We start from the raw sequence: 20,256 nt of genomic DNA on the forward strand, positions 1-20,256 counted from the left end.
CACCAAAGTGGCTCAGGTGCGCTCGGCCCAGGCAGCGCGGCTGAAAAATTTCATAGTGACCGCGTGGATACTGCCGTCGGCAATCCAAGGGTTCAGATGGGCATAGATGTGTTGCTGACGCTTGACGGGGCTCAGGCTGGCCATCTCGTCACTGATGATGTTCAGCTGGAAATTGCAGCCTTGGCCTTCAACTTCCACCTGGATTTCGGGCAGCTTTCCTTCAAGGAAGCTCTTAACTTCTACAGCCTGCATGCTTAACCTCGATCGGCGCCCTGTGCGCGCGGGTCGGCCATGATACAAAAAAGCCCATGCTATGCGAACCCCAACGACGGGGTGCCAGACAAAGGGCTTTTCCGATAACGGCTATTAATGAATATTCAAAAGCTCGGTCAGTCCGGATACCTGGGCAATTTCCCGCATATCTTCCGGCAGCGACTGCACGCTGAGCGACTTGCCCGCATCCCTGGCGTCGCGCATGAACGCCAGCAACAGGGCCAGGCCCACGCTGCTGGACTTCACGACGCCAGAGCAGTCGAGCACCAGATTCGGTGCATCGCTGGACTTGATAAGGGCCGCGCCCTGCTTGCGCAGTTGCGGCCCGCTGCGGTAGTCGAGCACGCCCGTCAGCTGTAATTGCCCCGGCGAACCGAAACGTACGGCAGACTCGCTCATTGAGCCGCCTTCTGCGCAGCTTCGTTGGTCACTTCCTTGGCCTTGGCGACTTCACCCGCCCAGCCATCGATGGTTTTATCCAGGTCGTTGCCATTACGCTGCATGGCATCGGCGAACTGATCGCGGAACAGCTTGCCGATGTTGATGCCATTGAGGATAACGTTACGCACCTTCCAGTCACCGTTGACCTTCTCAAGGGTGTAGGAAACCGGATAGACCACGCCGTTGTTGCCTTTTACCTGCATGTCGACGCTGGTGCGATCCGCACCTTCATCCTTGGCTGGCGATACGGTAATGCCCTGATTGTTGTATTCCAGCAGTGCATTGCCATAGAACTGCATCAGGCTGCGCTTGAAGTTTTCCTGGAAACGCTGCATCTGCTCAGGCGAAGCCTTGCGCGAGTACTTGACGGTCATGATGCTTCTGGAAATGCCGTCGGCATCCACCACCGGGCCAACGATGCGGTTCAAGGCATCGTAAAAAGCACTTGGGTTGGCTTTGTACTGCTCTCTGTTGCTGGCCAGATCGCTCAGCAATTCCTTGGTGGTGCGATCAACCAGATCATGAGCGGACGGAGTCGTCGCAGCATTTGCCATCATGGGCAGCACGGCCAGCAATACCAGCAGACCACGGCGCAGGATAGAAATCATTTAAAGCTCCTCATTTGGCTTCTTTACTCACGGTATTGAGCAGGAATTTCCCGATCAGGTCTTCCAGCACAAGCGATGACTGCGTGTCATGGATCGTACTTCCATCCTTGAGCAGAGCCTGGTCACCGCCCACGCTGATACCAATGTATTTTTCACCCAGCAAGCCTGCGGTCAGGATCGATGCAGTCGAATCCAAAGGCAGGTTATCCACCTTCTTTTCAATCTCCAGCGTTACACGACCGGTGAAAGTGTCACGATCCAGATCGATTGCCGTTACCCGGCCAATCGGGACACCCGCCATGCTTACCTTGGCTCTGACAGTCAAACCGGCGATATTGTCGAAATAAGCGTAAAGTTTATAGCTGTCATTGGTCGCACTGGCGCTCAAGCCGCTGACACGCAGGGCGAGCAATAGCAAAGCCAGTATCCCGGCCAGCAGGAACAGGCCGACACCGGTTTCGATTGCACGGTTTTGCATCAGAAATCTCCAAACATCAAGGCGGTGAGAATAAAGTCCAGGCCCAGCACTGCCAGCGAGGCATACACAACTGTTTTGGTCGTGGCGCGGCTGATACCTTCTGAAGTGGGCTCACAGTCATAACCCTGGAAAACAGCGATCCAGGTCACCACGAAGGCAAAGACGACACTTTTGAGAACACCATTGAGCACATCATTGGTGAAGGAAACGCTGCTCTGCATGTTCGCCCAGAAGGAGCCTTCATAGACGCCCAGCCAGTCGATGGCCACCCACGAGCCACCCCAGATTCCGACCACACTGAATATGATCGCCAGCAGCGGCAGGGAAATGAACCCGGCCCACAGGCGTGGCGCGATGATGTACTTGAGAGGATCGACACCGATCATCTCCAGGCTCGACAACTGCTCGGTGGACTTCATGTTGCCGATTTCCGCAGTCAGTGCAGAACCGGCACGCCCGGCGAACAACAGCGCCGAAACCACCGGCCCCAGTTCACGCAGCAGGGTCAGGGCCACCATCTGGCCAACAGCCTGCTCCGAGCCGTACTTGGTCAGAATGCTGAACCCCTGAAGCGCCAGTACCATGCCGATGAACATACCGGACACGACAATGATGACCAGGGACATCACGCCCACGGAATACAGTTGCTTGATCAATAGCGAGAAACTGCCACCAATCCCGCCACGCCCCACCAGGGCATGACCCAGGAATATGCCGGATCGCCCCAGCACGGTAACAATATCAATGGCCGCGCGCCCAAACAGGCGGACCCGCTCCAACAATGACTTATTGCGCATCAGCGCTTCCCCAAAAGATCTTCACGAAAATCCGTTGCCGGAAAGTGAAACGGAACGGGGCCATCCGGCTCGCCGGTCATGAACTGACGAATACGCGGGTTATCCGACGACATCAGTTCCTGTGGCGTACCCTGCCCCAATACCTGGCCATCGCCGACAACGTACAGGTAATCCGCAATGCTGGCAGTCTCGGTGAGATCATGAGACACCACGATGCTGGTAATCCCCAGGGCATCGTTGAGCAAGCGGATCAAGCGCACCAGAACGCCCATGGCAATCGGGTCCTGCCCGACAAAGGGTTCGTCGTACATGAGGATCTGCGGATCGAGAGCGATTGCGCGGGCCAGTGCCACACGACGCTTCATGCCGCCGGACAACTCGTCGGGCATCAGTTCCAGGGCGCCACGCAATCCCACTGCCTGCAATTTGAGCAGGACAATGTCGCGAATCATCTCTTCCGGCAATTCGGTATGAACGCGCAAGGGAAATGCAACGTTCTCGAACACGTCCAGATCGGTGAACAGCGCACCACTCTGAAACAGCACCCCCATGTGCTTGCGGGCATCGAACAGGTCGCTGCGAGACAGCGTGGGAAGGTTCTGGCCGTTGACCCAGACTTCGCCCTCGCTTGGCCGCAACTGCGCGCCCATCAGACGCAACAAGGTAGTCTTGCCGCAGCCCGAAGGCCCCATGATCCCGGTGACCTTGCCTTTGGGGATACGAATATCGACATTACTGAATATGCTGCGCGTGCCGCGTTTGAAGGACACTCCTTTCAACTCGACCGCATAGGCGTCATCGGCGCTCATCTAAACTCCTTGCGATACAGCCTATCCCTTCTTCTGCCGGGCTCTCGGGGAGACAGACGGCATGGGCGGGCCGAACAAGCGGCGAACTATATCACCGCAGCGATGCGCCACCCAAGAAGAGAACCTGTTTGTTGGATGCCCTGACAAGCCGTGCAGACACCATACATATGGCGAAATGGCTCTCAGAACAGCCTTGCAATACCTGTAAAAAGCTGAGCAAACCGCACAGAACACAAGACCATGACGATCAGACGTGAGGGAATCGTACATTACCGCTATAATCGCCGCCTTTCAGCAAGCCGACTAATTCAAGATATGAGCCGATCCAGCGCCCTGACTCAATCCGCGCAACGAACCATCCGCCTCGAAATGGAAGCCATACAAGGCTTGCTTGGCCATCTCGATGCCGATTTCGTGCGGGCGTGCGAAATGATTCTTGCCAGCAAGGGCCGCGTCGTAGTGGTCGGCATGGGCAAGTCCGGGCACATCGGCAGAAAGATCGCCGCGACCCTGGCAAGCACCGGCACGACCTCGTACTTCGTCCATCCGGCCGAAGCCAGCCATGGTGACATGGGCATGATTACCCGCGATGACATCATTCTGGCGCTGTCCAATTCCGGCACGACCAATGAAATCGTCACCCTGCTGCCGCTGATCAAACGCCTGGGCATCAGAATGATCAGCCTGACCGGCAATCCGGCCTCGGTTCTGGCCAGGGCCGCCGACGTCAACCTCAACGTCCAGGTGGAACACGAAGCCTGCCCACTGAATCTGGCCCCCACTTCCTCGACAACTGCGGCGCTGGTAATGGGCGACGCCCTGGCCGTTGCGCTGCTTGAGGCCCGCGGCTTCACTGCCGAAGACTTCGCCTTCTCGCACCCCGGTGGTGCGCTGGGCCGCCGCCTGCTATTGAAAGTCGAAAACGTCATGCACACCGGCGATGCCCTGCCCAAGGTGCTGCGCGGAACACCGCTGCGCGACGCCCTGCTGGAAATGACCCGCAAGGGCCTGGGCATGACGGCAATCATCGATACCGACGGCAAACTGGCCGGTATCTTTACCGACGGTGATCTGCGTCGCACGCTGGATCGCCCCATCGATATCCGCGAAACCACCATCGATGAAGTCATGACCGTTCACGGCAAAACCGCCCGCGCAGACATGCTCGCCGCCGAAGCCCTGAAGATCATGGAGGATCACAAGATCAGCGCGCTGATCGTCGTCGATCCCAATGACCAGCCGCTGGGCGCATTCAATCTGCAGGACCTGCTGCGCGCGGGTGTCATGTAATGAGCGCTGCTCCGCTGTCGAAAGGCCTGAATCCACGGCACGAACACGAACAAATCGCCATTACCGGCTTCGATCTGCCAGACTTGACGGCAATCCGGCCTGTTGGCAGCGCACCAGGCAACCTTGAAGCGGCCTGCTCCGCCTACTTATAGAAGCCATTTTTTATGTTCACTAAAAAAATTCGTACGTTTCTGACTTTCGGGGTACTTGCGCTGCTGCTTGCCGCTGCCGGTTACTGGAACATCAGCCCGGAAAGCTTCATGGAACAGCCGGCAGCCACGGCAGACGATACCGCTATCGACTACTACGCCCTCAATGCCCACAGCGTGCAGTTTCTGCCCGACGGCAAGATGCAATACGAAATGACCGCCGACAAGGTCGAGCATGTAAAGGCCACGGACGTGACCCTGCTGACCAAACCCGACCTGCAGATGTACCGCGGCACCCTGTTCCCCTGGCATGTCCAGAGCGAAAAGGGCGAGGTCTCTCCTGGCGGCACCGAAGTTGAGCTGATCGACTCGGTACGTGTTGCCCGTACCGATGAAAAACAGCGTACGACTATCATTACCAGTAGCCGTATGACCGTATTCCCACAGAAGCAATATGCGCAGACCGAGCAAGTCGTTAGAATCGACGCCGCTGGCGGTGTAACGACAGCCAAGGGAATGAAAGCGTATTTGAACGACGGCAGGATGGACCTGCTGTCCAACGTAAGAGGACAGTATGAGTCTCGTTAAAACTCTTCCTTTTTTGCTCGGCCTGGGCGCAGCACTGGGAAGCCCGAGCGCCTGGTCCCTGCCAACCGACCGCGATCAGCCGATCCATATCCAGTCTGACGATGCGCAGCTCGATGACAAGAAAGGCGTTGCCACCTACAAGGGCAACGTCATCATCACTCAGGGTTCGATGAAGATCACCGGTAATACCGTGACCATCACTCGTAATGCCCAGGGCGAAGTCGATGTATTCACCTCCGTCGGCAACCTGGCCTATTACGAGCAGAAACCCTCGGTGGACAAGCCGATCGTGCAGGCCTATGGCGTGACCATCCAGTATTACGCGGCACAGGACCGCATCGTACTGATCGACAAGGCCAAGGTCATCAACGACGGCAACACTTCCGAAGGCGAGAAGATCGTCTATGACACCGTGAAACAGGTCGTCACCGCCGGTCGCGCCAATGGCGGTGCCAAAGTGACTGCGCCACGTCCACGGATCGACATGGTCATCCAGCCCAAAAAGAAAACCGAACAGCAGAAGGCCCAGTAAATGGCGACGCTCAAAGCCCAGCACCTGGCCAAAAGCTACAAAAGCCGTCAGGTCGTACGCGATGTCAGCCTGTCCATCGACAGCGGCCAGATCGTAGGTTTGCTGGGCCCCAACGGCGCCGGCAAGACAACCTGTTTCTACATGATTGTCGGCCTGGTACAGGCCGATCAGGGCCGCGTGCTGATCGACGATCTGGATGTCAGCCACCAGCCGATGCACGGTCGTGCCCGCGCCGGTATCGGCTATCTGCCGCAGGAAGCCTCGATCTTCCGCAAACTGTCGGTAGCCGACAACATCATGGCGATCCTGGAAACCCGCAAGGAGCTCGACGGCGCTGCACGCCGCAAGGAGCTGGAAAGCCTGCTGCAGGAATTCCACATCACCCACATCCGCGACAACCTCGGCATGAGCCTTTCGGGTGGTGAACGCCGCCGCGTGGAAATTGCACGGGCCCTGGCCACCGCTCCCAAGTTCATCCTGCTCGATGAGCCTTTCGCAGGCGTAGACCCCATCTCGGTGGGCGATATCAAACAGATCATTCATCATCTGAAGGCCAAGGGCATCGGCGTGCTGATCACCGATCACAACGTCCGCGAAACCCTGGATATCTGCGAAACCGCCTACATCGTCAACGATGGACAGCTGATTGCCGAAGGCGATGCGCAAACCATTCTGGCCAACCAGTTGGTCAAAGAGGTTTACCTCGGCCACGAGTTCCGCCTGTAGTCGATCCTGTGTGGCTCTTTTGATACGAGCTTTGCCTAAGCAGGCTGTTGACAATGCATTTTTTGTCATGTCGCTCTAGGCAAACACTTCAGATTCAGGCATATAACTTGCTTAAGTTGGCGCTTCGGCGCCCTGTAGTGGATGGCGCATGTGCGCCGGCGAATAAGGTGTTTAGCCCCTGCCATGAAACCATCGCTAGTCTTGAGAATGGGCCAGCAGCTGACGATGACGCCGCAGCTGCAACAGGCTATCCGCTTACTCCAGTTATCGACCCTGGACCTCCAGCAAGAGATTCAGGAAGCACTGGAATCCAACCCCATGCTGGAGCGTCAGGAAGAAGGCGACGACTTCGACAATTCCGACCCTCTGGCCGATAACATCGAGCAAAAGCCCAACACCGAAGTTCAGGAACCCAGCTACCAGGAATCCGCGCCAACCGTGGACAATCTGGAAGAAGGTGAGTGGAATGAACGAATTCCCAACGAACTACCCGTCGATACCGCCTGGGAAGACGTCTACCAGACCAGCGCCAGCAGCCTGCCCAGCAGCGATGACGACGAATGGGACTTCACCACCCGGACCTCCGCTGGCGAGAGCCTGCAAAGCCATCTGCTATGGCAACTGAACGTCGCGCCGATGTCCGACAAGGACCGGCTGATAGCCGTCACCCTGATCGACTGCATCAATAATCAGGGCTATCTCGACGAAACCCTCGAAGAGATCGTCGAGGCCTTCGACCCCGAGCTGGATATCGAACTCGACGAAATCGAAGCCGTCCTGCACCGCATCCAGCAATTCGAGCCAGCCGGTATCGGCGCCCGCAACCTGAGCGAATGCCTGCTGCTGCAACTGCGCCAGTTGCCGGTAAAAACCCCATGGCTGAGTGAGGCGCAGCGTCTGGTCACGGACTATATCGACCTGCTGGGCAGCCGCGACTACACCCAGCTCATGCGTCGCATGAAGCTCAAGGAAGACGAACTGCGCCAGGTCATCGAACTGGTCCAGAGCCTCAACCCGCGCCCCGGCTCACAGATCGAGTCCTCGGAAGCCGAATACGTCGTGCCCGACGTGATCGTGCGCAAGGACAACGAGCGCTGGCTGGTGGAACTGAACCAGGAATCGGTGCCACGCCTGCGCGTCAACCCTCAGTACGCCGGTTTCGTACGACGCGCCGATACCAGCGCCGACAACACCTTCATGCGTAACCAGTTGCAGGAAGCCCGCTGGTTCATCAAGAGCCTGCAAAGCCGCAACGAAACACTGATGAAGGTCGCCACCCAGATCGTCGAGCACCAGCGCGGTTTTCTCGAGTATGGCGATGAGGCCATGAAGCCACTGGTCCTGCATGACATCGCCGAAGCGGTAGGCATGCACGAATCGACGATTTCCCGGGTAACCACCCAGAAATTCATGCACACCCCACGGGGTATTTACGAGCTGAAATACTTCTTTTCCAGCCACGTAAGCACCTCCGAAGGCGGCGAATGCTCCTCGACGGCAATCCGCGCAATCATTAAAAAACTGGTTGCAGCGGAAAATCAGAAAAAGCCGTTGAGTGATAGCAAGATCGCTGGTTTACTGGAGGCACAAGGCATTCAAGTAGCCCGTCGCACAGTTGCCAAGTACCGCGAATCACTGGGGATTGCACCTTCGAGTGAACGCAAGCGACTGATGTGATGCAGGCAGAGCCACAGCGTTCCAGCGGCAGGAATAAACACCTGCTTCTTTATGCACTGGCAAAGGAGAAAGCTGTATGCAAGTCAATATCAGTGGACACCAACTGGAAGTGACCAAGCCCCTTCGCGAATACGTTGAGCTCAAGCTCAAGAAGCTCGAAGGGCATTTTGACAAGATTACTAACGTGCAGGTCACGATGGCGGTCGAGAAGCTTAAACAGAAGATCGAAGCCACACTGCACATCCATGGTGGAGAGGTCGTAGCCAACGCCGAACATGACGACATGTACGCGGCAATCGACCTTCTCACTGATAAGCTCGACAGACAATTGCTCAAGCACAAGGAGAAGCAGCAGAACATCCTTAAAGGTGCGACAGCTCGCTGACACTCAACCAAATGATCCGACTTGAAAATATCCTGACCCCCGGCCGTTCATGCGTGAACGTGCCGGGCGGCAGTAAAAAACGTGTACTCGAACAAATTGCCAACCTGATCGGTCGAGAAGTACCGAGCATGGATCAGCAAAGCGTTTTTGAAAGCCTTGTTGCCCGCGAAAAACTGGGATCTACCGGTTTTGGCAACGGCATAGCCATTCCCCATTGCCGCCTTGCCGCCTGCGAAACGCCGGTCAGTGCGGTTCTGCGCCTGGAATCCCCTATCGATTTCGATGCCATCGATGGCGCCCCGGTCGACCTGCTGTTTGTCCTGCTCGTCCCGGAAGCCGCTACCGATGAACACCTGGAGCTGCTGCGCCAGATCGCCAGCATGCTTGATCGCACAGAAGTCCGTGACCGCCTACGCAGTGCCGAAAGCGGTGAAACGCTTTATAAAGTGGTGCTGGACGTACAGAACGGTCATTAATCATGCGCATGATCGTCGTCAGTGGTCGCTCGGGTTCCGGCAAGAGCACAGCTCTGGATGTGCTGGAAGACAACGGCTTCTATTGCGTTGACAACGTACCGGCCGGGCTGCTCCCGGAGCTCGCCGAACGCGCGCTGATCAACACCGAACTGGCCGAACCGCTGCTGGCGGTATCCATCGATGCCCGAAACCTGCCGAGCCATCTGACCCGCTTCCCACAGATGCTCGACGAGGTTCGTGCGCGTAACATCCAGTGCGATGTGCTCTATCTCGATGCCGACGAAGCAACCCTGCTCAAGCGGTTCTCCGAAACCCGCCGTCGTCACCCGCTGAGCACAGCCAATCGCTCGCTGGCAGAAGCCATACATGACGAAACGACCTTGCTGGGGCCGATCATCGATCTGGCCGACCTCAAGATCAACACCACGCACCTGAACCTCTACCAGTTGCGCGATACCCTCAAACTGCGCCTGCTGAACAGGCCGGAAGCAGGTACTGCGTTCCTGATCGAATCGTTTGGCTTCAAGCGCGGCATGCCGGTAGATGCAGACGTGGTGTTCGATGTGCGCTGCCTGCCAAATCCGTACTGGAAGCCGGAACTGCGCGACTTCTCGGGCCTTGATGCCTGCGTGGTCCAATACCTGGCAGCCCAGCCTGATGTCGAAGAGATGTTCCAGGACATCTTCTCCTACCTCAATAAATGGCTGCCGCGCTTCGCCGCCAGCAACCGCTCATACGTCACCATCGCCATTGGCTGCACAGGCGGACATCACCGTTCCGTCTACCTGACAGAACGTCTGGGTCAGGTCCTGCAACAATCACTCAAGAACGTTCAGGTCCGCCACCGCGACCTAGGCTGAAAGGATCTTCACTGCGATGCCCGCTCGTCAAATCACCATCATCAACAAACTGGGCCTGCACGCCCGCGCCGCCGCCAAGTTCGTTGGCGTCGCAGGCAAGTTTCCTTGCCAGATCAGGGTTGGCCGCTCGCCGGAAAGCATGGTCGATGGCAAAAGCATCATGGCCGTGATGATGCTGGCAGCCGGCAAAGGCACAGAGATTCACCTGCTGACCGAAGGCGAAAGCGAGCAGGATGCGCTGGACGGTCTGGTCGAGTTGATCAATAACCGCTTTGACGAAGGCGAGTAAGCCTCTCATTGCAACGCCCCGGCCTCACTCGGGGCGCCCCCCCCTTCAACTACGCGCCTGACGCGCCAGCCCCTCGATCCATTCCTGATGAGCGTTAAGCATGGGGTTAGGCAGGGTTTTAGCCAACTCCCGAGCTGGCGCACCGTTCTGCGTTTCCTGAGTAAGAATTCGTACCCGTCCTCCCGACAAGTCTTCAAACAGCCAGGCGTGATGCACGTCCAGTCGACCCGTTTCATCTCCTTCGACCCAACCATGCCACGCAATCCGTGCTGGCTGGCCTGCGACTGGAGGCAGGTATTCGACCACCTGCGCCTCGACAGGAAAGCCAAAGGTCGTGAAGCGAAAACGCGCTCGCCCGGATAACAAAGGACCGGAACCGTCATGAAAACGGATATCCGACACATTACTGTAAAAGCCCTGCCAGAGTGACGTGTCGTTGAGACAGGCCCATACCTGCGCCGCCGTCAGACCGCTCACCACAATTTCATTGGATACATAGTTATCGGTGATGCCCGGCAGGTAGTGCTCAGGCCAAATGATTACACTCATGAATGATCCTCGTAAGAACGTGTCGGTTAGATTTGACTGAACACATCATGAGCGTCGACTATTCATAAGGCTAATCGCTATTTATTAGGATAAACATCATGCAGCGTGATATCAGACATCTGGACCTCAACTTATTGAAGGCTCTGGATGCTCTTCTCGATGAGCGCAGCGTGACCCGAGCCGCAGCCAGGCTCTCCCTGACTCAACCCGCCGTCAGCGGAATGCTGACCCGGTTGCGGGATGCATTCGGTGACCCGCTGTTTGTACGCGCCCAACGCGGCATCGTGCCCACACCACGCGCACTTGAACTGGCAAAGCCGATAAAGTCGATGCTGGAAGAAATGGAACGGCTGCTACAGCCTGAAGGCTTTGAACCGGCAAGCGCTCGGCTCACCGTTTCCATTGCAGCCACGGATTACGCGCTACGCACCATCATCGTGCCCTTTCTGACGGCCTTACGGTCCCAGGCCCCCGGAATACGCCTTGCGGTACATCCGGTCGACGACCATCAAGTGGGCCTGGATCTTGAGACGGGCAAGCTGGACATGGCCATCCTGACACCCGAAACGACTCATCCCGGACTTCACACACAAGCGCTGTATGACGAGCAATACATCTGCGCCCTGCGCAGCGACCACCCGGCGCTTACAGAAGCAAGCTTGAGCCTGGATACCTTCTGTGCCCTGGAGCATGCGATGGTTTCCTACACGGGGGGAGGTTTCAGGGGCGTGACAGATGAAGCGCTGGCGCGGGCAGGACGTGAGCGAAAAGTCACACTGTCCATTACCAGCTTTCTGGTACTCCCTGAAATACTGAGAGGCAGTGAACTCATTGCCGTTGTTCCAAGACGCCTGATCAAGCAATCAGAAGGCCTGGCACTGGTGAGTCCACCTCTGGAGATAACCGGTTTCAGCAAGATCCTGGCCTGGCATGAACGCACACAGAGTGACACCGCTCTGACATGGGTGCGGGCATTACTGACTCAAAGCGTATGAAAACAGTGCGTTAGCCCTGCCCTCGTCAAACCAGCGCTGTATCCATCACCATCATCAGACAGAACCCGACTATAAGCCCGAGACTGGCAATCTTGTTGTGCCCGTTAAGGCGTGATTCCGGGATGATTTCATGGGTTACCACCAGCAGCATAGCGCCAGCCGCCAGGGCCAGGCCGAATGGCAGCAGTTGCTCGGCGATACCGACCAGCCAGGCGCCCAATACGGCAAACAGCGGCTCGACAAGGCCGGAAGCCGCGCCGATCAGAAACGCCTTGCCCCGCGACATGCCGGCACCGGCCAGCACCATGGCAATGACCAGCCCTTCAGGTACGTCCTGCAGGGCAATGCCGATGGCCAGGCTGTCGGCTTCCGACAGGCCGCCACCCGCCGAAACGCCAATCGCCATGCCTTCCGGGATGTTGTGCGCCACGATAGCGATCACGAACAGCCAGATTCGCGGCGCAATTGCCGGATGCCCGGCAGTACCGCGCAATGGCGAGCCTCTGGAGACGCTGTAATCGACCATGAACAGGCAAAGCGCACCGATAACGATGCCCATGCTGATCAGGCCGCCTGCCCCCCAGGGGGAAAAGCCAAGACCTTCGGCCGCCTCAAGCCCCGGCACGATCAGGGAGAATGCCGTCGCGGCGAGCATGACGCCCGCACCGAAGCCAAGTAATCCATCGGACACCATGACCGGCATGCTGCGGATCACCAGCACCGGAACCGCCCCAAGAGCGGTGCCCAGTGCACAGATTGCGCCACCCTCCAGCGCCCGCATCAGGCGCGGCTCCAGGTTGAGCCAGGCCAACCCCTGAGCCACCAGCAACGCCATACCGGCCAGCAGCAGCACTGTCCCGATTGCGAGACGAAACAACCGCACACTGCTGATCGTGAGTATTTCCGAACGCATAAACTGCCTTAGGTCTTGTTATTGGGGAGTCAGGCCAGAGCGGCCTGATAGCGTCGGGATACCTCATCCCAGTTGATCACGTTGTAGAACGCATTGATGTATTCGGGACGACGGTTCTGGTACAGCAGGTAATAGGCGTGCTCCCAGACGTCCAGGCCCAGAATCGGCGTGTTGCCATTCATCAGCGGGCTGTCCTGGTTACCGCTGCTTTCAACCACCAGCTTATTGTCGGGCGTCACGCTCAGCCACGCCCAACCGCTACCGAAACGTGTCAATGCCGCCTTGGTGAAGGCTTCCTTGAAGCTGTCGAAACCACCCAGTTGCTCATCGATGGCCTTGGCAACCGGCCCCTGCGGCAAGCCACCGCCGCCTGGCACCATCACGGTCCAGAACAGCGAATGGTTGGCGTGGCCGCCACCCTGGTTGATAACCGCAGGGCGCAGCTTTTCAGGCAATTGCTGAACACTGGCGACCAGCTTCTCGATCGGCCACTCGGCGAATTCGGTGCCCTCGACCGCAGCGTTGAGGTTGTTGATGTAAGTCTGATGGTGCTTGCTGTAATGGATTTCCATGGTCTGCGCATCAATGTGCGGTTCCAGGGCGTCGTAGGCATAAGGCAGTGCAGGCAAGGTGTAAGGCATATCAATGTGCTCCGTAGTAAAGGCCAGGAGTGGCGGCTGAATCTCGCTGCAACGATGAGCGCGTGTGCTCGCTGCTGCTGTTCAGCAACCTATGCGTCCTTGGGTATTCGCCGTGTTCTCCGATGAAGCCCAACAGTTCGGCATAAGTCTTGTTGCTGTGGCGTAGCGATGCTTCGCGCAAGGCTTTGGGCAGGCGCTGATCCTGGATGGTCTGCAACAGGTGCTGATGGATAGCGCACAGATACTCTGCGCTCTCCTCCGGCTGTCCCAGGCTCAAGTGCAGGTCGGCCAGGTTGTGATGGGAGATCACACAGGCCGCCACCGCTTCGTCGGCATCCGGCCAGCGCTCGAAAAGCACTTGGGCCAGGGCCAGTGCCTGAAGGTAGAGTTCGCGGGCCTCGACCCACTCACCCTGATTGAAACAGCGATTGGCCTGTTCAATGGTGCGTTTCCAATGCTGCATGACATACCTCCAGGCGGGCTTGAATCAGATGCCGCCAGCAGTGAGTTTTTCGGGATTGAGCAGCACTTCCAGCTGACTGCGCTGCAGGTCGGTGTTTTCCAGCGCGACATCGATGATCGGACGCCCCTGCTGGTAAGCCTTCTTGGCGATTTCAGCGGCCTTCTGGTAGCCGATGATCGGATTCAGCGCGGTCACCAGGATCGGGTTGCGTGACAAGGCTTCCTTGAGCTTGGCTTCATTGACCTTGAAGCTGGCAATCGCCTTGTCGGCCAGCAGACGGCTGGAGTTGGCCAGCAACTCGATACTGCTGAGCAGGTTCTGGGCAATGATGGGCAGCATCACGTTCAGCTCGAAGTTGCCGGACTGCCCTGCCACAGTAATTGCCGCATCGTTGCCGATGACCTGCGCAGCGACCATAGCGGTCGCTTCGGGAATGACCGGATTGACCTTGCCCGGCATGATCGACGAACCCGGCTGCAAGGCTTGCAGCTCGATTTCCCCCAGGCCGGCCAGTGGACCGGAGTTCATCCAGCGCAGGTCATTGGCGATTTTCATCAGCGAAACCGCCGTGGCCTTGAGCTGCCCGGAAACCGCCACAGCGGTGTCCTGGGAACCGATCAGGGCAAACAGGTCCTTGCCCGGCACGAACTGCACGCCACTCAAGGCGCTCAAGTGCGTACTGAAACGTGCTGCGAATTCGGGATGCGCGTTGATCCCGGTACCGACAGCGGTGCCGCCCTGGGCCAGAGCCTGCAGGCTCGGCTGCAAACCTTGCAGATGCTCGATGTTGGCGCGGATCTGCTGGACCCAACCGTTCAGCACCTGGCTCATGCGCACCGGCATGGCATCCATCAAGTGTGTGCGGCCTGTCTTGACGAAGTCATGCACCTGAACAGCCTTGTGCCCGGTGACCTGCACCAGATGATTCAAGGCCGGCAGCAGTTGCTCATGCAGCGCCAGGGCGGCACTGACGTGAATCGTGGTCGGAATGATGTCGTTGCTGCTCTGGCCGCAGTTGACGTGATCGTTAGGGTTGACCGCTTCACCCAGCACGCGGGTCGCGAGGGTCGCAATCACCTCGTTGGCGTTCATGTTGGTGCTGGTGCCCGAGCCGGTCTGGTAGATATCCACCGGGAAGTGAACCATGAAATCGCTGGCCAGCAGTTCCTTGACCGCGCTGACGATGGCTTTGCTTTGCCCTTCGCTGATCTGCTCCAGCTCAAGGTTGGCCTGCGCCGCAGCGGCCTTGGCCAGCAACAGGGCACGGATGAACTGCCTGGGCATGCGTTGCTGGCTGATCGGAAAGTTATCCACCGCACGCTGGGTCTGCGCGCCATACAGGGCCTCGGCCGGGACCTGCAGTTCGCCCATGCTGTCGCGTTCGATACGGGTATTACTCATCGGAATGTCCTTGCACCAGTTCAGTGAGAGAAATCGAAGGCTGCAGAACGCAGGAAGCCAGTTGATGTGCACAGGCTTGCCAGCGCTGCTGTCGTGCGGGTGTGGTGGCCAGCGCCTTTACATCGCGCAAGGGCCGCCAGGCCTGATCCAGACACAGGCAGCGCCAGTGCCACGGCAGTACCGTGTCGCGTGCGGTGTCCATCAACAGGCGAAATGTGGTTTCGGCGATAAGCGTCTGCGGCGTGGCCGTGAAGCGCGCCAGATAGCGCCCTTCTGCCAGGTAATGATCGATGAGGCGCGGTTCGTCAGGCTCCAGGGCACAGCGAATTCGCAAACTCAGCCCGCGCCAGTTTTCCAGGTAAGGCAGCTCGTGCAACACAGACCCCATGACCGCATCTCATTTCGGAAATGATATTCATTATTGAATGAGATTAAGAATCAAAACAAGAGCGGAGTTTGATTTGGAGTGTGAGGGATGGCGGGAGAGGCTTGATGGTTTACGGAGGCATGCAAGTTTTCGCGAATGAATCTGGCTCCTACCGCGGGTGTAGGAGCCCATTCATTCGCGAAGAAGATCAACTTCCCGCGACGGTCATCCGCTCGATCAATACCGAGCCCGTGCGAATGTTGCTGCGCAGTTCAAGATCGCTGCCGATCGCGACAATCTGTTTGAACATGTGGCGCATATTGCCGGCAATCGTCACTTCCTGGACCGGGAACTGAATCTCTCCGTTCTCGACCCAGTAACCGCCCGCACCACGCGAGTAATCGCCCGTCACCATGTTCAGGCCACTGCCCATCAACTCGGTGACCAGCAGACCACGCCCCATGCGCCGAATGAGCGCGGCCTGGTCTTCGCTGCCGTGGGTGACGAACAGGTTGTGCACGCCACCGGCATTCGCGGTGCTGGGCATGCCCAGTTTGCGGCCTGAATAGGTGCTCAGGATGTAGGACACCAGCGTGCCGTTCTCCACGAACGGCTTGGCATAGGTGGCTAGGCCATCGCTGTCGAACGCAGAACTGCCCATGGCCTGCATCAGGTGCGGACGCTCGTCGATAGTCAGCCATTCCGGGAACAGGCGCTGCCCCAGCGTGCCTTCAAGGAAGGAAGACTTGCGGTACAGGTTGCCACCGGCAATCGCCGACAACAGGCTGCCGAACAGGCCGCCAGCCATCTCGGCCGAGAACAGCACCGGAACTTCGCAGGTCGGCACCGGACGCGCGCCCAGGCGGCTCGCGGCACGTTGCGCAGCCTTGCGCCCGATGCTCTGCGCGTCGGCCAGCAGCGGCCCGATACGATTGACGTCATACCAGTAATCGCGCTGCATCTGGCCTTCGCCTTCGGCGATCATCACACAGCTCAGGCTGTGGCGGGTCGAAGCGTAGCCACCGATAAAGCCGTTGCTGTTGCCATAGACCCGGCAACCTTGATGGGTATTGAGCGTGGTGCCATCGGCATTCTTGATCCGGCTGTCGGCGTCAAAGGCTGCCGCTTCGCAGATCAAGGCCTGTTCGATAGCCTGCTCGGGGGTGATATCCCAGGCATGGTACAGGTCGAAGTCCTTGCTCTCCTTGGCCATCAACGCCGCATCGGCCAGACCGGAGCTTTCGTCTTCAGAAGTGTGTTTGGCGATGGCCAGTGCCGCAGCAACGGTTTCACGAATCGCGTCCGCGCCATTGGCCGAGGTGCTGGCCGAGCCTTTGCGCTGGCCGACGTACAAGGTGATGCCAAAGCCCTGATCGCGGTTGAACTCTACGGTTTCCACTTCGCGCTGACGAACCGACGTCGACAGCCCCTGCTCCAGCGACACGGCCACTTCACAGGCACTGGCGCCCTGACGCCTGGCTTCGGCAATGATCTGCTCGACCTGTTCCTGCAGCTCGGGCAAGGCCTGTGGGCCGACGCTTTGGGTTGCACTCATGATTTTCTCCATCAAATTCTGCTTTCGGCATACGCCGAATACCGACCGGGCCGGACAAGTGGCCCTCGACTGGTTATCATGGCGGCGTTTATTTGCGGACGGCCCCCATGGTTGATTCTTACGACGACTCCCTCGACGGGGAGAAAAGCAAAAGCCAGGTAAAACGCGAGCTGCATGCTCTGGTTGATCTTGGCGAGCGACTGACGACACTCAAGCCCGATGTACTGGCCAAGCTGCCGTTGACCGACGCCTTGCGCAAGGCTCTGGCGGATGCGTCCAAGCACACCGCGCACATTGCCCGAAAGCGCCATATCCAGTTCATCGGCAAACTGATGCGCGATCAGGACCAGGAAGCCATTCTGGAATTGCTGGACCAACTCGATGCCTCCACTCGCCAGTACAACGAACGCTTCCACGCCCTGGAGCGCTGGCGTGATCGCTTGATTTCAGGCAGCGACGGCGACCTCGAAAAGTTCGTCATCGATTACCCGGATGCCGATCGCCAGCAATTGCGCTCGTTGATCCGTCAGGCTCAACACGAAGTTGCACGCAACAAACCGCCGGCCACCAGCCGCAAAATCTTCAAATACATCCGTGAGCTGGACGAGATTCAACGCGGTCTGCGTTGATCACTGACCAACGGGGCTGATCGCAAGCGATTCAGCCCCGTCTCACCGTCAACTGCCTGTGCCACCGACCGTGATCGCATCGATCTTCAGGGTCGGCTGACCGACACCGACCGGCACCGACTGCCCATCCTTGCCACAGACACCGACGCCGCTGTCCAGCGACAGATCGTTGCCGACCATCGATACCCGACTCATCGCTTCCGGCCCGTTACCGATCAGGGTTGCGCCCTTGACCGGGGTGGTGATCTTGCCGTCTTCGATCAGATAGGCTTCGCTGGTGGAAAATACGAACTTGCCGCTGGTGATATCGACCTGACCACCGCCCAGGTTGGCGCAATAAATACCCTTCTTCACCGAAGCGATGATTTCCTGTGGATCGCTCTCACCGCCCAGCATGTAGGTATTGGTCATGCGCGGCATTGGCAGGTGCGCATAGGATTCGCGGCGACCGTTACCGGTACGGGCGACTCCCATCAGGCGCGCATTGAGCTTGTCCTGCATGTAGCCCTTGAGCACGCCGTTCTCGATCAGGGTCGTGCATTCGGTTGGAGTACCTTCGTCGTCGATGTTCAACGAGCCACGGCGCCCGGCCAGGGTACCGTCGTCGACGATGGTGCAAAGGCTGGAAGCAACTTTTTCGCCCATCCGCCCGCTGTAGGCCGAACTGCCCTTGCGGTTGAAGTCGCCTTCCAGGCCGTGGCCGACCGCTTCGTGCAACAGCACGCCGGACCAGCCGGAGCCCAGTACCACCGGCAAGGTACCTGCCGGGGCCGGAATCGCTTCAAGGTTGACCAGGGCCTGACGCAACGCCTCACGGGCGTAGCCCATGGCGCGGTCCTCGGCCAAGAAATAACGGTAGTCGGTACGCCCGCCGCCGCCATGGCCACCGCGCTCGCGACGACCATTCTGCTCGACGATGACGCTGACATTGAAGCGCACCAGCGGCCGCATATCGGAGGCGAGCGTGCCATCGGCGGCAGCCACCAGCAACTGCTCCCAGACCCCGGACATGCTCACCGAGACTTTCTGGATACGCGGGTCCAGAGCGCGGGTGGCAACGTCGATGCGCTTGAGCAGTTCGACCTTTTCGGCGCGGGTCAGTACTTCCAGCGGGTTGTCCGGCGCATACAGCTGGGTCACGTCCTTCGACGTGAATGCCTGGACCCGGCCATTCTGGCCCGCACGGGAAATCGAGCGGGCGGCACGCGCAGCGGCATTCAGGGCTTCTAGGGTAATTGCGTTGCTGTAGGCGAAACCGGTCTTCTCACCCGATTGCGCACGCACGCCAACACCCTGGTCGAGGTTGAAGCTGCCTTCCTTGACGATGCCGTCCTCCAGAGACCAGGACTCCGAGATCATCCCCTGAAAGTAAAGGTCAGCCGCATCGATTCCAGGACCGGCCAGCTCGCCCAGGACCGACTGCAGGCTGTCCAGAGTCAAGCCACCGGGCGCCAGAAGATGTTCGCTGACAGAGGACAAACCACTCATATTCACTCCGAAGCAGGCCGCACGGCGTCCTGCGAAAAAAAGCGCCGGTGACTGGACACCGGCATCCGCGCCCGTATGGACGCCTGTTCTTCACTGTCTCGTTCGGCCAGCAGCACGGCTTCACCCTGCTCCTGGCGGCCCAGCACGCGACCCCATGGATCGACGATCGCCGCGTGCCCGTAAGTTTCCCGGGGCCCCGGATGCACCCCGCCTTGCGCCGCTGCCAGCACATAGCACTGGGTTTCGATGGCGCGTGCCCTGATCAGAATCTCCCAGTGCGCCGCGCCGGTCACCGCTGTAAAGGCCGACGGCGCGGTAATCAATTCGGCTCCGGCTTCGCGCAGAGCGGTATACAGTTCCGGGAAGCGCAAGTCGTAGCAGACACTCAATCCCAGACGACCTACCGGCGTGTCAGCCACCACCACGTTATTCCCATGAGCATAGTCATCCGACTCACGATAGCGACCACGATTGTCAGCAACGTCCACATCGAACAGGTGCAGCTTGTCATAGCGGGCCACCTGCTCACCCTGCTCGTCGACCAACAACGAACAGGCCGTGACCTTGCCGTCGGGTCGACCATCAGGCGGCAATGGCAATGTTCCGGCGACAATCCATAACTTGAGGTCGCGGGCGGCCAGTTTCAACCACGGCAGGATCGGCCCCTGACCAAGCGCCTCGGCACGCCCGATATCGGCAACATCCCTGCGCCCCATGGCGGCGAAGTTCTCGGGCAATACCGCCAGGCGTGCACCGCTTTCGGCAGCTTGCTCCAACAGACGACGGGCCTGGGCAAGATTGCCCGACACGTCGCTCTGGCTGACCATCTGAATCACGGCAAAAGACATGGCGCTTCCCTTACATGACATGTCGCCAC

26 protein-coding genes are annotated in these 20,256 nt (G+C 58.6%); 11 read left to right on the forward strand and 15 right to left on the reverse strand.

All coding sequences use genetic code 11. The features are described from left to right. Positions 1–12: 12 nt before the first annotated feature. The 6 genes from ALQ04_RS17875 to ALQ04_RS17900 form a co-directional block, all read right to left on the reverse strand. The gene (locus ALQ04_RS17875; protein WP_122317074.1) at positions 13–252 is read right to left on the reverse strand and encodes a BolA family protein; all 240 of its coding nucleotides are present in this window, start codon (positions 250–252) and stop codon (positions 13–15) included. Positions 253–366: 114 nt separating this feature from the next. Then, complete coding sequence (locus ALQ04_RS17880; RefSeq protein WP_122317075.1) at positions 367–672, reverse strand: lipid asymmetry maintenance protein MlaB; 306 nt, start codon at positions 670–672, stop codon at positions 367–369. Then, positions 669–1,322, reverse strand: coding sequence for a phospholipid-binding protein MlaC (locus ALQ04_RS17885; RefSeq protein WP_122317076.1), 654 nt, complete (start codon positions 1,320–1,322; stop codon positions 669–671). Before ALQ04_RS17885 ends, ALQ04_RS17880 begins: the two co-directional genes overlap by 4 nt. 10 nt (positions 1,323–1,332) lie before the next feature. Next, positions 1,333–1,800: an outer membrane lipid asymmetry maintenance protein MlaD gene (mlaD, locus tag ALQ04_RS17890; RefSeq protein WP_122317077.1), complete on the reverse strand. Its 468-nt coding sequence runs from the start codon at positions 1,798–1,800 to the stop codon at positions 1,333–1,335. After that, on the reverse strand, positions 1,800–2,597 hold the full coding sequence (mlaE, locus tag ALQ04_RS17895; protein ID WP_122317078.1) for a lipid asymmetry maintenance ABC transporter permease subunit MlaE: 798 nt from the start codon (positions 2,595–2,597) through the stop codon (positions 1,800–1,802). The genes mlaD and mlaE overlap by 1 nt, the downstream gene beginning before the upstream one ends. After that, on the reverse strand, positions 2,597–3,406 hold the full coding sequence (locus ALQ04_RS17900; RefSeq protein WP_122317079.1) for an ATP-binding cassette domain-containing protein: 810 nt from the start codon (positions 3,404–3,406) through the stop codon (positions 2,597–2,599). The genes mlaE and ALQ04_RS17900 overlap by 1 nt, the downstream gene beginning before the upstream one ends. 315 nt (positions 3,407–3,721) lie before the next feature. On the opposite strand from ALQ04_RS17900, the gene ALQ04_RS17905 reads away from it, so the two are divergent. The 9 genes from ALQ04_RS17905 to ALQ04_RS17945 all read left to right on the forward strand — a co-directional run bounded on the left by ALQ04_RS17905 (position 3,722) and on the right by ALQ04_RS17945 (position 10,378). Continuing rightward, positions 3,722–4,696, forward strand: coding sequence for a KpsF/GutQ family sugar-phosphate isomerase (locus ALQ04_RS17905; protein ID WP_122317080.1), 975 nt, complete (start codon positions 3,722–3,724; stop codon positions 4,694–4,696). 164 nt (positions 4,697–4,860) lie between these two features. After that, a complete protein-coding gene (lptC, locus tag ALQ04_RS17910; RefSeq protein WP_122317081.1) occupies positions 4,861–5,433 on the forward strand; it encodes an LPS export ABC transporter periplasmic protein LptC in 573 nt (190 codons plus the stop codon). Further along, a complete protein-coding gene (gene lptA, locus ALQ04_RS17915; RefSeq protein ID WP_117165792.1) occupies positions 5,420–5,965 on the forward strand; it encodes a lipopolysaccharide transport periplasmic protein LptA in 546 nt (181 codons plus the stop codon). The genes lptC and lptA overlap by 14 nt, the downstream gene beginning before the upstream one ends. After that, complete coding sequence (gene lptB / locus ALQ04_RS17920) at positions 5,966–6,691, forward strand: LPS export ABC transporter ATP-binding protein (protein WP_122317082.1); 726 nt, start codon at positions 5,966–5,968, stop codon at positions 6,689–6,691. 183 nt (positions 6,692–6,874) lie between these two features. Beyond that, positions 6,875–8,368, forward strand: coding sequence for an RNA polymerase factor sigma-54 (locus ALQ04_RS17925; protein ID WP_122317083.1), 1,494 nt, complete (start codon positions 6,875–6,877; stop codon positions 8,366–8,368). 76 nt (positions 8,369–8,444) lie between these two features. Then, positions 8,445–8,753: a ribosome hibernation-promoting factor, HPF/YfiA family gene (gene hpf / locus ALQ04_RS17930; RefSeq protein WP_122317084.1), complete on the forward strand. Its 309-nt coding sequence runs from the start codon at positions 8,445–8,447 to the stop codon at positions 8,751–8,753. Positions 8,754–8,764: 11 nt separating this feature from the next. Further along, positions 8,765–9,229 (forward strand): PTS IIA-like nitrogen regulatory protein PtsN, encoded by a 465-nt coding sequence (ptsN, locus tag ALQ04_RS17935; RefSeq protein ID WP_122317085.1) that lies wholly within the window; start codon positions 8,765–8,767, stop codon positions 9,227–9,229. Between the two features lie 2 nt (positions 9,230–9,231). After that, a complete protein-coding gene (rapZ, locus tag ALQ04_RS17940) occupies positions 9,232–10,089 on the forward strand; it encodes an RNase adapter RapZ (protein ID WP_122317086.1) in 858 nt (285 codons plus the stop codon). Between the two features lie 16 nt (positions 10,090–10,105). Then, on the forward strand, positions 10,106–10,378 hold the full coding sequence (locus tag ALQ04_RS17945; RefSeq protein WP_122317087.1) for an HPr family phosphocarrier protein: 273 nt from the start codon (positions 10,106–10,108) through the stop codon (positions 10,376–10,378). A gap of 45 nt (positions 10,379–10,423) precedes the next feature. Here the strand turns inward: ALQ04_RS17945 and ALQ04_RS17950 are convergent, their stop codons facing one another. Further along, positions 10,424–10,927: an SRPBCC domain-containing protein gene (locus ALQ04_RS17950; protein WP_122317088.1), complete on the reverse strand. Its 504-nt coding sequence runs from the start codon at positions 10,925–10,927 to the stop codon at positions 10,424–10,426. A gap of 98 nt (positions 10,928–11,025) precedes the next feature. Between ALQ04_RS17950 and ALQ04_RS17955 the strand changes: the two genes are divergently transcribed. After that, a complete protein-coding gene (locus ALQ04_RS17955) occupies positions 11,026–11,922 on the forward strand; it encodes a LysR family transcriptional regulator (RefSeq protein WP_122317089.1) in 897 nt (298 codons plus the stop codon). A gap of 25 nt (positions 11,923–11,947) precedes the next feature. On the opposite strand, the gene ALQ04_RS17960 is transcribed toward ALQ04_RS17955, so the two are convergent. From ALQ04_RS17960 to pmbA, 6 genes are all read right to left on the reverse strand, one after another. Next, the gene (locus tag ALQ04_RS17960) at positions 11,948–12,835 is read right to left on the reverse strand and encodes a ZIP family metal transporter (RefSeq protein WP_122317090.1); all 888 of its coding nucleotides are present in this window, start codon (positions 12,833–12,835) and stop codon (positions 11,948–11,950) included. A gap of 29 nt (positions 12,836–12,864) precedes the next feature. Then, complete coding sequence (locus ALQ04_RS17965) at positions 12,865–13,476, reverse strand: superoxide dismutase (RefSeq protein WP_122317091.1); 612 nt, start codon at positions 13,474–13,476, stop codon at positions 12,865–12,867. A gap of 1 nt (position 13,477) precedes the next feature. Continuing rightward, positions 13,478–13,939, reverse strand: a complete 462-nt coding sequence (locus tag ALQ04_RS17970) for a tetratricopeptide repeat protein (RefSeq protein ID WP_122317092.1) — start codon at positions 13,937–13,939, stop codon at positions 13,478–13,480. Positions 13,940–13,963: 24 nt separating this feature from the next. Then, positions 13,964–15,340 (reverse strand): lyase family protein, encoded by a 1,377-nt coding sequence (locus ALQ04_RS17975; protein ID WP_122317093.1) that lies wholly within the window; start codon positions 15,338–15,340, stop codon positions 13,964–13,966. After that, a complete protein-coding gene (locus ALQ04_RS17980) occupies positions 15,333–15,728 on the reverse strand; it encodes a FagA protein (protein WP_122317094.1) in 396 nt (131 codons plus the stop codon). The genes ALQ04_RS17975 and ALQ04_RS17980 overlap by 8 nt, the downstream gene beginning before the upstream one ends. A 187-nt stretch (positions 15,729–15,915) precedes the next feature. After that, positions 15,916–17,262, reverse strand: a complete 1,347-nt coding sequence (gene pmbA / locus ALQ04_RS17985) for a metalloprotease PmbA (protein ID WP_122317095.1) — start codon at positions 17,260–17,262, stop codon at positions 15,916–15,918. A 107-nt stretch (positions 17,263–17,369) separates the two neighbouring features. On the opposite strand from pmbA, the gene yjgA reads away from it, so the two are divergent. Next, positions 17,370–17,891 carry a ribosome biogenesis factor YjgA gene (gene yjgA / locus ALQ04_RS17990; protein WP_122317096.1) on the forward strand — a complete coding sequence of 174 codons (522 nt, stop codon included), beginning with the start codon at positions 17,370–17,372 and terminating at the stop codon, positions 17,889–17,891. A 48-nt stretch (positions 17,892–17,939) separates the two neighbouring features. Here the strand turns inward: yjgA and tldD are convergent, their stop codons facing one another. Continuing rightward, complete coding sequence (gene tldD, locus ALQ04_RS17995; protein ID WP_122317097.1) at positions 17,940–19,379, reverse strand: metalloprotease TldD; 1,440 nt, start codon at positions 19,377–19,379, stop codon at positions 17,940–17,942. 2 nt (positions 19,380–19,381) lie between these two features. Continuing rightward, entirely contained in the window at positions 19,382–20,227 is an 846-nt protein-coding gene (locus tag ALQ04_RS18000) for a carbon-nitrogen hydrolase family protein (protein ID WP_122317098.1), read from the reverse strand. Positions 20,228–20,256: the final 29 nt, after the last annotated feature.

The organism is Pseudomonas cichorii, assembly GCF_003700275.1.
Lineage (GTDB): Bacteria > Pseudomonadota > Gammaproteobacteria > Pseudomonadales > Pseudomonadaceae > Aquipseudomonas > Aquipseudomonas cichorii_B.